At 65.4% G+C, this 12,665-nt stretch carries 12 protein-coding genes; 7 read left to right on the plus strand and 5 right to left on the minus strand.

Features of this window, described 5'->3' with window-relative positions:
- Nucleotides 1–105 precede the first annotated feature (105 nt).
- From ACNO8S_RS03780 to ACNO8S_RS03810, 7 genes are all read left to right on the plus strand, one after another.
- Nucleotides 106–1,062 (plus strand): alpha/beta hydrolase fold domain-containing protein, encoded by a 957-nt coding sequence (locus tag ACNO8S_RS03780; protein WP_420182504.1) that lies wholly within the window; start codon nucleotides 106–108, stop codon nucleotides 1,060–1,062.
- Between the two features lie 49 nt (nucleotides 1,063–1,111).
- A complete protein-coding gene (locus ACNO8S_RS03785; RefSeq protein WP_004593526.1) occupies nucleotides 1,112–1,441 on the plus strand; it encodes a 4Fe-4S dicluster domain-containing protein in 330 nt (109 codons plus the stop codon).
- Nucleotides 1,442–1,645: 204 nt separating this feature from the next.
- The gene (locus tag ACNO8S_RS03790) at nucleotides 1,646–2,500 is read left to right on the plus strand and encodes an electron transfer flavoprotein subunit beta/FixA family protein (RefSeq protein WP_050037686.1); all 855 of its coding nucleotides are present in this window, start codon (nucleotides 1,646–1,648) and stop codon (nucleotides 2,498–2,500) included.
- A 2-nt stretch (nucleotides 2,501–2,502) separates the two neighbouring features.
- Nucleotides 2,503–4,167 carry an electron transfer flavoprotein subunit alpha/FixB family protein gene (locus ACNO8S_RS03795; RefSeq protein ID WP_191449753.1) on the plus strand — a complete coding sequence of 555 codons (1,665 nt, stop codon included), beginning with the start codon at nucleotides 2,503–2,505 and terminating at the stop codon, nucleotides 4,165–4,167.
- Nucleotides 4,160–5,821: an FAD-dependent monooxygenase gene (locus ACNO8S_RS03800; protein WP_420182505.1), complete on the plus strand. Its 1,662-nt coding sequence runs from the start codon at nucleotides 4,160–4,162 to the stop codon at nucleotides 5,819–5,821. The genes ACNO8S_RS03795 and ACNO8S_RS03800 overlap by 8 nt, the downstream gene beginning before the upstream one ends.
- Nucleotides 5,822–5,832: 11 nt before the next feature.
- Entirely contained in the window at nucleotides 5,833–6,192 is a 360-nt protein-coding gene (locus tag ACNO8S_RS03805) for a hypothetical protein (protein WP_044951721.1), read from the plus strand.
- Nucleotides 6,193–6,260: 68 nt separating this feature from the next.
- Nucleotides 6,261–6,992, plus strand: a complete 732-nt coding sequence (locus ACNO8S_RS03810) for a GNAT family N-acetyltransferase (RefSeq protein WP_014039779.1) — start codon at nucleotides 6,261–6,263, stop codon at nucleotides 6,990–6,992.
- 4 nt (nucleotides 6,993–6,996) lie between these two features.
- Here the strand turns inward: ACNO8S_RS03810 and ACNO8S_RS03815 are convergent, their stop codons facing one another.
- From ACNO8S_RS03815 to tmcA, 5 genes are all read right to left on the minus strand, one after another.
- Nucleotides 6,997–7,971, minus strand: coding sequence for an LLM class flavin-dependent oxidoreductase (locus ACNO8S_RS03815; RefSeq protein ID WP_420182506.1), 975 nt, complete (start codon nucleotides 7,969–7,971; stop codon nucleotides 6,997–6,999).
- A 76-nt stretch (nucleotides 7,972–8,047) separates the two neighbouring features.
- Nucleotides 8,048–9,649: a class I adenylate-forming enzyme family protein gene (locus ACNO8S_RS03820; RefSeq protein WP_420182507.1), complete on the minus strand. Its 1,602-nt coding sequence runs from the start codon at nucleotides 9,647–9,649 to the stop codon at nucleotides 8,048–8,050.
- 121 nt (nucleotides 9,650–9,770) lie between these two features.
- Nucleotides 9,771–9,935, minus strand: a complete 165-nt coding sequence (locus ACNO8S_RS03825; RefSeq protein ID WP_191906037.1) for a hypothetical protein — start codon at nucleotides 9,933–9,935, stop codon at nucleotides 9,771–9,773.
- Nucleotides 9,932–10,429, minus strand: a complete 498-nt coding sequence (locus tag ACNO8S_RS03830; RefSeq protein ID WP_151103034.1) for a DUF456 domain-containing protein — start codon at nucleotides 10,427–10,429, stop codon at nucleotides 9,932–9,934. Before ACNO8S_RS03830 ends, ACNO8S_RS03825 begins: the two co-directional genes overlap by 4 nt.
- Nucleotides 10,426–12,663, minus strand: coding sequence for a tRNA(Met) cytidine acetyltransferase TmcA (gene tmcA / locus ACNO8S_RS03835; RefSeq protein ID WP_151103035.1), 2,238 nt, complete (start codon nucleotides 12,661–12,663; stop codon nucleotides 10,426–10,428). Before tmcA ends, ACNO8S_RS03830 begins: the two co-directional genes overlap by 4 nt.
- Nucleotides 12,664–12,665: the final 2 nt, after the last annotated feature.

Consider the following 12,665-nt stretch of genomic DNA (forward strand, 5'->3'; position numbering starts at 1 on the left):
GTGCTGAGGCGTCGTTGGACGCCCGCGATGCCGACGCCTCGCTCGACCACGGCGTCGAGAGCGAATAGCGTCGGGCTTATGTCCGCGACGGCCCGACTGTAGCCCGTGACAGATACCGCTCCCGAGTCGGTAACCGTCCAGCGGGATATCCCGTTCCACGAGATGGACGGCGTGACGCTGACGCTTGACCTGTACGACTCGCCAGCGGCCAGCGGCCCGAAACCGGTTGCCGTGCTCGTCCGCGGCGGCGCGTTCACGTCCGGCGACAAGGGCGAGTTCGCACGGCACGCGCTCGACCTCGCGGCGGACGGCTTCCTCGTCATTGAGCCCCAGTACCGCCTCGCGCCGGAGTGGACGTTCCCGGCGGCGTTGGTCGACGTGAAAGCCGCTATCGAGTGGGCCAGAACGGAGGGCGAGAGCTACGGCGCGGACACTGACCACATCGTCGGCGTCGGCCACTCGGCGGGCGCGAATCTCGTTGTCCTGGCAGCGCTGACGGCGGATGAACCCGGGTTCGAACCCGAACTGTACCCCGGTGCGTCCTCCCACCTGTCGGCTGTCGTCGGCTACGCCGGCATCTACGACTTCCACGCACTCGATAACGCCGCTGACGACGAAGCCGACGCGCCCCACCGCGCGTATCTCACCGGCGGACCCGACGACGAACCCGCGGCCTACGACCTCGCCTCGCCGGTCGGGCAGGTGAACACCGACGCCCCGCCGACGCTGTTGCTCCACGGGACCAACGACGACGTCGTCCCGCCAGCCCAGTCCGAGCTACTGGCCGACGCGCTCGGGCCGATGACCGATGTCGTCCACGAGACGGTGCCGTCGGATCACGGCTTCCCCTTCCACGGGGCGAACTACGATGACGTGTACGAACGGACCGTCGAGTTCATCCGGCGGGTCGGAGTCGGCGGTCCGGATACTGGTGACAGGGCCGGTGCAGGCGAGAGAACCGGCTTGCCCGGCGGCGACCTGCCGGGACCGGCCGACCGTATCGATGATCTCGGACCGGGGGACACTCGGGGCCCGGATCGCCGCGACGGCCCCGGATTCTGACGGTCAGGTCGAAAAGTTAAGTAGCTCCCAAAAGTGAGATAAGATACCAATGGCCATAGATCCGGAGTTCGAGGAGAACCGCGACGTTGTCGAACAGCACGACGGACACGACGTTTGGGGGCCGGTCGACGAACCCGAGGAACTGGGTATCCACGGGACACACGTCGCCGTCGACTTCGATATCTGCATCGCCGACGGCGCGTGTCTGGAGGATTGCCCTGTCGACGTATTCGAGTGGGTCGACACGCCGGATCATCCGGAGAGCGAAATCAAGGCCGACCCCGCCCACGAGGAGCAGTGCATCGACTGCATGCTCTGTGTCGACGTGTGTCCGGTCGATGCCATCGACGTGGACCCGGGCCGCGCCGGTCGCATCTGAGCTATCGGACCCCCTGTTTCCGCGGGATTACAGCATTCCACACCCTAAATATAAACGCCCCATAGCTGTCAGGCTGTCGTCATACAGCGTGTTACCTGGATTCTACAACCCCTGAGACAGATACGCCTACCTGTCATACAGATTTGTAAACATACATTTATTATAGATTCTTGTGTGAGATACACTCACGAGGGTCGTGATACCATGCACACAGTCGTTATGACGAAAGGCGTTCCGGACTTCCGCGAGGGACAGGTATCGTTCGACGAGGATGGCCATCTCGAACGCGGGAAGACACCGACGGTGATGAACCCCAACGACAAGCACGCGCTTCGGGCGGCGTTCCAGACGAAAGTCCGCAACGGGGGGCACGTCTCGCTGATGAGCATGGGGCCGCCGGGATACAAAGAGGTCTTACAGGAGGGGATGCGGGACGTGTACGCCGACGACCTCTATCTCCTCTCGGACCGCGAGATGGGGGCCGCAGATACGTGGGCCACTGCGATGACTGTCGCCACTGGCCTCCAGAACCTCGACGACCAGCCGGACTTGGTGTTTGCCGGGTTCAAAACTGCTGACGGCGAGACGGGTCACACCGGCCCACAGACCTGCTGGTGTCTGGACTGGCCGATGATTACCCACGTCGTCTCGCTCGACATCGACGAGGACGCCGGTACCGTCCGGGCCAAGCGGCTGGTCGATGGCGACATCTCCGAGATCGAGACGGTCGAAGCGCCGATGCCGTGTTTCATCGTCGCTGACCCCGAGTTCGAACCGACCTACCGGAAGGCGAGCCACCGGCTGAACCACAAGGACCTCCGAGAGGAGACCCAGAAGCGGGCCGAAGAGTACGAGGACTATCTCACGGTCTGGGACCACGAGGACCTCAATCTCGACCCGGACTACATCGGTCTCGACGGGTCCCCGACCATTGTCTCCGGTGTCGACCCGATTCCGAAGGCTCCCTCCGAGCGTGAGGCGACGATTATTGAAGCCGACGACAGCGAGGCGCTGGAGCCGATACTGGACGAACTTACGCCGTACGCGGTAGGTGACTGACCATGCCTGACATCGACCCCACGGAACACGAGATCGCCGAGCTAGGCCCGAAAATCAAGGACGTCGACGACGCGGACGAACTGCGGGCGATGCTGGCGCTGGAGGAAGACGGCGAGGATCGAGTCCCGGTCAAGACGCTCATCGAGGACCGCATCGAGAAAGTCGAGGACGAGGGCGACGGCGAGATGGACCCGGAAACCGTCGACCTCGCTGACCTCACGGTTGCCGACGTGGCGAACATGGTTCGAGAGGTCGACGACGGCGACGTGCTCAGAGACCTGCTCGAACGCGAGAAAGCGGGCCAGGACCGCAAGACGGCGAAGTCCCAGATAGAGAGCCGCATCGAGTCCGTCGAGGGGACCGAGGAAACCGAAGGTGAGGAGACGGCGGAAGTCGAGTACGTTCCGCCGGAGGAGAAGTATCCCGAACTCGACCACCCGACCAACGACAAACAGTGGGTCGAAGGGACCGTCGGGGCAGAGTACCGCGACATGTGGGTGTACTGCGAGACCCAGGCCGGCGAACTCGTCGACGTCTCGAAGGAGATGCTCGGGAAGGCCCGGGAACTGATGGACACCTACAACGAGGACTACGATGAGGACGAGCGCGTGGTCGCCGTGCTCATCGGGTCCGACGCGAGCGACCACGTCGAGGACGTCATCGCCTACGGCGCGGATCTCGTCGTCTACCACGAGGACCCCCGTTTGGAACGGTTCCGCCACCAGCCCTACACAGAGATTTTCTGTGACATGGCCCGTGCCGGCGGCGAACTCGCCGCCGAGGGCCGCGAGGACGTCGCGTGGAAGGACTACCACGAGCCGCGCTACACCATCTTCCCGGCGACGAACAACGGCCGGGACCTCTCGGCGCTCGTCCAGGGCGAACTCGACTCCGGGCTGGCCTCCGACTGTTCGGGGCTGTACATCGAGAGCGCGATGATCTCCAACCCCGCGAAAGTCGGCACCGCCGGTGACAAGAAGGAGTTCGAACGGGTGTTGCACATGAAGCGCCCGGACTTCTCCGGGTTCGAGTACTCGACGATTCTCTGTATCGACAAGCCCAACCGGGACTTCCACCCGCAAGGGGCGTCGGTGATTCCGGGGAGCTTCGAGATGCCTGACCCAGATTACGAGCGCGACGGTGAGGTCGTCGACTACGAGATGGACCTCGACGAGGAGTGGTTCACAGTCGAGGTCGAGGAGTACGACCGCCTCTCCGGCGGCGTCGACCTCACCGGCAACGACGTCGTCGTCGCCGTCGGCCGGGGCATCGGCGACGACCCGACACAGGGCATCGAGCAGGCGCTGGACCTCGTCGACGCCTTCGACGAGGCTGACCTGGGGCTGTCCCGTGGCGTCATCACCTCGTCGTACTCCTTCGACGGCCACGTCGAGCAGTACGTTACGGAAGAGCGCCAGATCGGCGAATCCGGACAGGAAGTCGAACCCGACGTGTACATCGCGGCGGGCATCTCCGGCGCGATCCAGCACAAGGTGGGCTGTGACGAGTCCGATACAATCATCGCCGTCAACACCGATCCGGATGCCGACATCCGGGACTTCTCGGACTACCTCATCGAGGGCGACCTGTTCGAGGTGCTCCCGCGGTTGACCGAGGCCGTCGAAGCCGGTGAACTCGGTGCGATGATGGAGGCCAGCGATGACTGACGCCTACGAGGAGTACGAGGCGGTCGTCGTCGGTTGCGGACCGGGCGGAGCGGCCGCGGCGGCGACCCTCGCACGGAACGGCGTGGAGACGCTGGTGCTCGAACGCGGCGTCGACGCCGGCTCGAAGAACGTCTCGGGCGGGCTCATCTACGCGGAGGAGTCGGCCCCTTACACCATCGACGGGCTGTTTCCCGACTTCCGCGAGGAAGCGACGGAGCGGCCGGTGACGGAGAACCTCATCCACAATATCGCCGGCGACAGGGTGAAGTCCTTCGACATCGGCGACCTGCACCACCACGACACGGCGTGGGCCGACGCCGTGCTCCGCCGGAAGATGGACTCGTGGCTCGCCCAGCAGGTCCACGAGCGCACCCGCGAGACCGGCGGCGGCCTGCTGACCGAGGTCCACGTCACCGGCCTGCTCCGCGAGCGGGGCGAAATCGTCGGCGTGACGACCGAGGAACTAGACCCAATCAAAGCCGACCTCGTGGTGGCGGCTGACGGCGTCAACTCCGAACTCGCCCGCGACGCCGGGCTGATGGACTGGGAAGAGCCCGAGGAGTGGTTCCAGGGCGTGAAGGCAGTCGTCGACATGGAGCCCGAGGTCATCAACGACCGGTTCGACGTGGCTCCCGACGACGGCGCGGCCCACCTGTTCTCGGGCGACCTGTTCGACGGCGTCCGCGGCGGCGGCTTCCTCTACACCAACGAGTCCTCGCTCTCCATCGGCACTGTCTTTCACCTCGACTCGATCGCCGAGGAGCGGGCCGAGCCCCACGAACTGCTCGACAGCCTGCTCACGCATCCGCTCATGGCCCAGTGGCTCGGCGACGAGTACGACGAGCGCGAGTACAGTGCGAAACTGGTTCCGGACTCGAAGAAGGCGGCCCATCCCTCCCCGCACAAGGACCGCCTCGTGCTGGTCGGCGACGCCGCCGGTCAGATGCGGGCTCAGGGCCCCATCATCAAGGGGATGAACCACGCGGTCACCGCCGGGGCGCTGGCCGCCGAGGCGTTCGCCGACGCGAGGGCACGCGGGGACACGTCTCAGGCCGGCAAACTGTACGAAAAGAAACTCCACGACGAGGGCGTGATGGACAAGCTCCGGCCAACCGGATACAAGGTGTTCGGACAGCTCGGCGAACTCGGCCCCGTCGACGACCTCTCGAACGCTATCGCCGAGTCCGCCGTCGGCCGGTTCGGGGTCCGCGCGGCAGGCGGACTGCTCGAACGGGCCTACTCGTCGCCGCGCATGGTGTCGATGATCCCCGACACCAAACTGCCCTACGTGACGCTGCCAACGGTCATCGCGGAGGAACTGGGCGAGCCCGTGACCGACGAGAACACCGTCTCGCCGCCGGACCTGGCCGACCGTATCGGCGACCTGACCTACGACGTGGGCGACCCGCACATCGAACTGGTCGACAAGTCCTTCGAGGCCTCGGGCACCGCCGTCACGGCCTGCCCGGTCAGCGCCGAGGACTTCGGCGGTGGCTGTTACCGCGACGAGATGGTCCAGACCAACGGGACCAAGGAACACCTCGTGAGCCTCGATACCCAGCCCTGCGTCGAGTGTGGCACCTGTGCCATCGTCGCCGACACCGAGTGGGAACACCCCGCCGGCGGCAAGGGCGTCGAGTTCAAGCAGGGGTGACCTGTTCGGTGATGAGCGGCCAGTACGACGACCGGATTCGGGCGCTCTCCCGCCGGGCCGAGCAGGTCCACGAGTCGCTGGACCCCGACCCGCCGGACGAGGAGCGAGCGATGGAACTGTTGCGTGAGGGGTTCGGTCCAACGGTGGCTCTGTACTGCGAGGCCCGGACCGGCGGGTCGTGGGTCCGGTTCTCCGAAGCGGAGTTTGAGCGGCTCGAACGGACGATGAACGACTGGCTGGACTGCTACGCCGCCTGCTACGGCGTGGAGTTAGCCGGCACCTACAGCGTCAGAGCGGCCGCAGAACTGCTCGTCGACACGCATAACGCCCGTGACGTGGCAGTCCTTCTGACCGGCGTTCCGGAGCAGTAGCGACCGTTTACTGAGAAGTACATGGTTTTTGATAAAGGATTAAGTACTGTCTCGTGGTAGCAGATACCATGGAGTTAACAGAGCCACTGCAGTTCGACCACGAGGACCGACGGGACATCTACGAGTACATCGAATCGCACGGGTCAGTTGAGCCACGAGCCGCACGGACGTCGCTGCAGATGGACCCGCGCCCGTTCGGCCATCACGTCGCGATACTCAAACGGGACGGCGTGCTGGCAGAAATCGACGGGGAACTCCGCATCGCGTACAACGACACCGTCGAGGAGGAGTTCGAGGCCGACGACATCGAGTTCACCATTCGGCAGGCCCGTCAGGAGGACCTGACCGGCCTTGTCGGGGCCATCCGAGCCGCTATCGGCGGCGGCGAGTACGTCGACGCGGAGACCGTCGCCGACGTGGTGGACAGCGAGGGCGTGCTGCTCCGGCACAACGAACTGGAGTCGCGCATCTTCTTCGTCGCCTGCATCGACGACGACGTTGTCGGGTGGGTCCACCTCAAACACCCTGAAGTGGAGAAACTCAGCCACACCGCAGAGCTAACGCTGGGCGTGCTTGACCGCTATCGGGGTCACGGCATCGGCTCCCAGCTGCTCGCCCGGGGCACCGAGTGGGCGGCGTCGAACGGCTACGAGAAGCTGTACAACTCTGTCCCATCGACGAACGAAGACGCGATCGAGTTCCTCGAAGGCCACGGCTGGGACACCGAAGCCGTCCGTGAAGACCACTACAAGTTCGGCGACGAGTACGCCGACGAGGTGATGATGGAGATCGACCTGTAGCGCGCTACGTCCGCCCCAGCGCCCGAATCGTCGTTCGAGCAAGCTCCCCGTCGACCTGCTGTGGCACAGTTAGCAGAAGCCGGTCGATGACAGCCCTGTCCGCAATTCTATCCCGTTTCTCCTGTGCCTGTTCCGGCGTCCCGGCGATGCCGAGGTCAGCCGTCATCTCGTCAGTGACGAGCTCCGTCGCCTCCCCGCGGTCACCCGCCTGCCAGGCGTCGGCGATGCGCTCCGCTCGGTCCGGATACGTCTCCGCGACAGCCCGGCGATACCCCTCGCCGCTGCCGACGTAGTAGGCGATGTGCTGACGGAGTTCCTCGGTCGCCCGCTCGGAATCCTCGTGGACCACCGCCGGCACGTACGGTGCGACGGTAATCTCGCTCGGGTCGCGGTCGGCATCGCGTGCCGTCTCCACGATGTAGTCGAACGCCGACTCCAGTTCGGAGAACGGGATCATGTGTGGGAGCCAGCCGTCGGCGAGTCTGGCGACGACTCGCCTGTTCGCCGGCCCGAGCGCGGCGTGGTACACCGGCACGTCGCGGTCTAGCGGCGGAACCCCCCTCACCGACGCAACCTCGCCGTCGTAGGTCACCCGCTCGTCGCTCGTCATGAGCTGTTTGACGATGTCGATGGTTTCGTGGGCGCGACGGACCGGTCGCTCGAACTCCATGCTGTGCATGTTCTCGATGGACCGGGCTGTACTCGTTCCCAGGCCCAGCACTGTCCGTCCGTCCGAGACCCTGTCGAGGGTCGTCGCTGTCATCGCCAGCACGGCCGGTGATCGCGAGAAGACGTTGAGTATCGCGCTGCCGATTTCGATGTCGTCGGTCCGTGTCGCGATGTCCGTGAGTTCGACGACGGAGCTGGCACCCCACAGTTCGTTCAGCCAGACCGAGTCGTAGCCCCAGTTTTCGGCCTCGACAGCCAGGTCGATTGTGCTGTGGTCCTCGACGCGTGGCACGACGACTCCCAGATGCATGGTGTAACCGACCGCTGGAACCCTAATAAAGAATCGTGTTGATATCTCGGTGCTGTTCTTCTCTACTCCGGCAGGCTCACTCCTGGCCGATCATCCGCTCCTGTTCCTGCCAGTATTCCTCGCGGAGTTCGTACTTCTGGATTTTACCGGTCGCCGTTTCAGGGAGCGAGTCCCGGAAGTCGATGCCTGCGGGGACCTTGTAGCTCGCGACGCGTTCCCTGAGGAACTCGAGAATATCCTGTTCGGTCACGTCGCTGTCGGCCGTCGGAACGACAATCGCCATCGGCGTCTCGCCCCAGTCTTCGCTCGGAGCCGGAATGACCGCGGCTTTCAGGACATCGGGGTGATCGTACAGTTCGTCTTCCAGTTCGATAGAGGAGATGTTCTCGCCGCCGGAGATGATGATGTCCTTCCGGCGGTCCATGATCTGTATCATCCCGTCCTCGTCCCACGTCGCGAGGTCGCCGGTGTGGAAGTACCCCTCGACGCGGTCGTTGAACGCCTCCTCGGTAATCTCGGGCTTGTTGAGATAGCGGTCCATCACCTGGTTGCCCTGCACCACGACCTCGCCGATCGTCGCCCCGTCGCGTGGCACGTCGGTTCCGTCCTCGTCAACGATTCGGATGTCGGTACACAGCGCCTCGGACCCCTGCTTGACCTTGAGTTCACGGCCCCGTTCGGCGATGCGCCGCGGGGAGTTGCTGGTCGTGATGATCGGGGCCGTCTCGGTCAGGCCGTAGATGTGGATGATGCGCCAGCCGAACTCGTCTTCGACGCGTTCGATAGTCGCCGTCGCCGGCGCGCTCCCGGCTGTCGCGATCCGCACGTCGCGGTCGCCCTGTGTCACGACGTCGCCGTCGTTAGCCCGGTAGTGCTGGATGAGTTTGTTCAGCACCGTCGGCGCGCCGCACATGAACGACACGTCGTACTCACGGACCCGGCGGAAGGTGTCCGCGGCGTCGAAGGTCCGCTGACAGACGTGGGTGCCGCCGGTCCCGGTGATGGCGTAGGTGTGGCCCCAGCCGTTGCAGTGGAACATCGGGAGCGTCCAGAGGTACGTGTCGTCGTCGCGTATCTCCATGTGCTGATTGAGCACCAGCGCGTGCCAACTCTCGGTCCGATGGGTTCTGACCACGCCCTTCGGGTCCCCCGTCGTGCCGGACGTGTAGTTGATGCTGGCGTCGTCGTCCTCGGTCATGTCCGGCCGGTCCGGTTCGGCTGTCGGCTGCCCGTCGAGGATACTGCTGTAGGCTTCCCATTCCCCGTCGATACGGTCGGGCTCGTACCCGATGAACGTCTCCGCAGGGATGTCGTCCCGTACTGGCTGGACCTTCTCTGCGAAATCGTAGTCAGCGATTACCGTTGCGGCTTCACAGTCGTTCAGAATATACTCGATTTTCGCGGGATCGAGCCGGTAGTTCAGCGGGACGAACACCGCGCCGAGTTTGTTCGTCGCGTACAGCGTCTCGATGAAGTAGTGTGTGTTCGGCGCGAGGACGGCCACGCGACTCTCCTTCGAGACGCCCCGCTCCGACAGTGCGTGTGCCAGCCGATTGACCCGCTCGTTTACCTCAGCGTACGTGTACTCGGTACCGTCATGGGCGACAATACCGGTTACGTCGTCGTAGATGTCCGCTGCACGGTCGATGAAGTCGGTGGTGAGCATCTCGCGTTTCATGATAACATGCCTCACTTGTCGTATTCAAACCCAATTATTATTATATTTTCTTCGTGAACGGTTGACAGCCCTGATTAAATACCTTCGTGTGAACTACTACGGCTATCGGGAGAACAACAGTCTACGGCCACTCGTCCTCGTGGCCGTCCATCGGCGCGGGGACGACGCCGTCCTTCTGCGCCCAGACACGAGCGTGGTCCGGACACACTTTGCGGTTGGCGTCCCAGGGGATGTGGAGTTCGACCGCGGCCTCGTTTTCGCAACCGTCCTCTGCGCACTGCGTCATAGGAGCGCGACGGCAATCATGGTGACCAGTATCGACGCGGTCAGCAGGGCCTGGACAACGCCGGAGGCCAGCATTCCGGCGGTCGTCACGAGCGCGGCCTTCGCGCTCCCGCGAGCGTCCTCCTGCCGGTAGAACTCGACGACGAACACCGTGCCGGCGACCCCCAGCAGGATGCCGAGCGGGCCGGTGACGAAAAAGAGGACGAGCGCCACGACGCCGGCGAGGGCCGCCGTCCAGTTCGACGCCCCGCCGACGCGCGCGGCGACGGCCCCGCCTGCGATGTCGACGGCCCACGTCAGCAAGCCGACCAGCGTCAACAGGGCCAGCAGGACCGTCCCGGGTTCGGTCATGCCACTGGCGATCCAGTAGAGATAGACGCCGGCGAGCGAGACGAGCGCGCCGGGGACCTGAGGCGTGAGGCTGCCGATGACACCGCCGACTAGCAGGGCGAACGCGAGTACAAACAGCAGCGTTTCGAGGCCGAGCAGGCTCATTGGTGTCTATCGAGTTCCTCCTGTACCCAAGGGTCGCCGTACAGACGCGTCAACCTTTCGACTATTCCGCCCAGCGTTCGCATACACTCCCGCTCAGAGACGAACGCCAGTTCCTCGGTAACGGCCGGCCACGGCTGCGCTTGCAAGACCTTTCGGACAAGCAGGCGCTCCTCCCGTGGCGAAAGCGCGGCTGGGTCGGCCGGGTCTGAGAGGTGTCGCCGGCTGAGTTCACGGAACGGCTTCGGGTTCGTGTCGAGAACCGACGCACCGCCGGGGACGCCGGCAACTAGCCGCCATTCCCACTCAGAGAGGGAGAGGGACGGTTCGCTGTCAGTCGCTCGTAGCACTGCCCGAACCACGTCGGGGTCGCAGTCGTCGAGCGAGTCTGACAGCACCGCCGCGATGCGGTCCTGAAACCATCCACCGTGTCGGGTCGAGAGCGCCGCCCCGTCGTCGGAACAGGGGTCCAGCATCACGACGGAGTACTCGCCACTGGTCGCGTTCCGCGAGGTGGCGAGGTGCACGGTACTGTAACCGTTGTCCGCCCAGAAGCGGACGAGTTCCGGCGTCGCACCGTAGCTGACCCCAAGCCAGTCCACTTGGTCGGCGAACTCCGTCTTGATTTCCGAGAGGAGTTCGGAGCCGAGCCCGCGGGACCGGACCGCGGCGTGGGTCGCGATGCGGAGGACCCGCTGGCCGACCGGAATCCCGGCGGCCTCGTCCCGGAGCTGCGTCGACAGCACGTCCGGGAGCATGTTCCCACGGACCCGCCCGCCCTCGTACATCGTGGCTCGCGTGTCTGCCGAGAGCCCGCCCTCCTGTGCCAGCAACGCCACCGCGACGACGTGGCCCCCGTGGGTCAGCGCCCGAACGGTGAGATTGGGCGCGTCGAGCAGCCGGGCCAGGTCCGAGGGTTCCGTCCGGTAATGTGCCAGCACGAGCAGGCCGAAGACCTCCCGGAGCAGGTGTTCGTCGGCGAGCAGGTCAGCCGTCGAGAGCCGGCGATACTGTACGCTCTCCGGCGTCGCATCCGCGATGAGTTGGTCGGCTGGCGGGCGGGCGTCCAGCAACAGCGCCCGGAACGCCCACACCTCCACGGGGTCGGCGTCGCTGTACCTGATCGGTGTCGTCATCGACACGTCGGTAACCGTGTGGTCGCTTTCGGCAAGTCGGTCACGGAACCGGACGGAGAAGCCCCGGCCTGCCCCCTCGTAGCCGTGGACCGTCGTCGTGAAGGCGACCGCTGGGGCGTCGAGGAACTGTTCGAGTCGCCGGACCGGCAGGGCCGCGGCCTCGTCGACGATGACTACGTCGGGGTCGTCCGGTAACGCTGCGGCCTCGTCGGGGGACGAGTACCGCACACAGCCCGCCCCCGCAATGCCGAGCCGCTGTGGTCCGGATGCCTGGTCGCGCGTGAAATCAGCGCCGAGCGTCTCCAGAAGATGTCCCGCCCGCGCGAACACCTCGGCGGCGCTCCGGTACTGCGGCGCGGTCACCAGTACGTCCCGCCCCTCGACGGCGAGGTTTCCGGCGGCCAGTCCGGCGGCGCTGGATTTCCCCCGGCCGCGGTCGGCCTCGACCACGACTGCCTCGCCCTCGTTCCGCAGCGTCTCGAACGCCTGGACTGCGTCCCGCTGGTCGTCGGTGAGACACTGGGCGTAGGTCTCGGCGCGGAACCACGCGTCGGTTGGCGGGGTCGGGCTCGGAACCGGGCGGCTCGGTGGCGGGTCCGTCAGGCCGTCCTGCTCGACAGTGCCCCTGTCGACGTCGACGATAGCGATACCTCGGTGTGCTCGCAGCGTTTCGACGAACCGACGGCGGAAGTGGCCGCTCACGTCTTCGACGCTGAACGGCGGGACCGCGAGCGAGGCATCGAACTCATCCCGCTCCTCGGGCCATCGGTCCAGCGGCGGCGCGAGAATAACGTAGAGGCCGCCGCCGTCGACTGCACCGACGGTCCGCCCGACCGCGTCCGGCCGCAGTTCCTCGTGCACATCGACGACGACGGCCGTCCGGGTCCGCCCGAGGAGTTCCTCGGCGCGGGACTGCTCGTGGTGTTCACAGTCGAGGAACGGCTCCGGCCCGACGACGGTCGTCTCAGCGCTGGGGATATCCGCAGCGTCGAGGGCTGCCCTCGCTCGCTCCCGCGTCCGGTCGGGGTCGCCCGCCAGCACGAGCAGTCGCCGCTCGTTTGCGCGGCGGGCCTCGGCTCGGAGCGAGCGCGCGATGTCCATAC

The organism is Haloarcula sp. KBTZ06 (assembly GCF_048595605.1).
In the GTDB taxonomy this organism is placed as follows: domain Archaea; phylum Halobacteriota; class Halobacteria; order Halobacteriales; family Haloarculaceae; genus Haloarcula; species Haloarcula hispanica.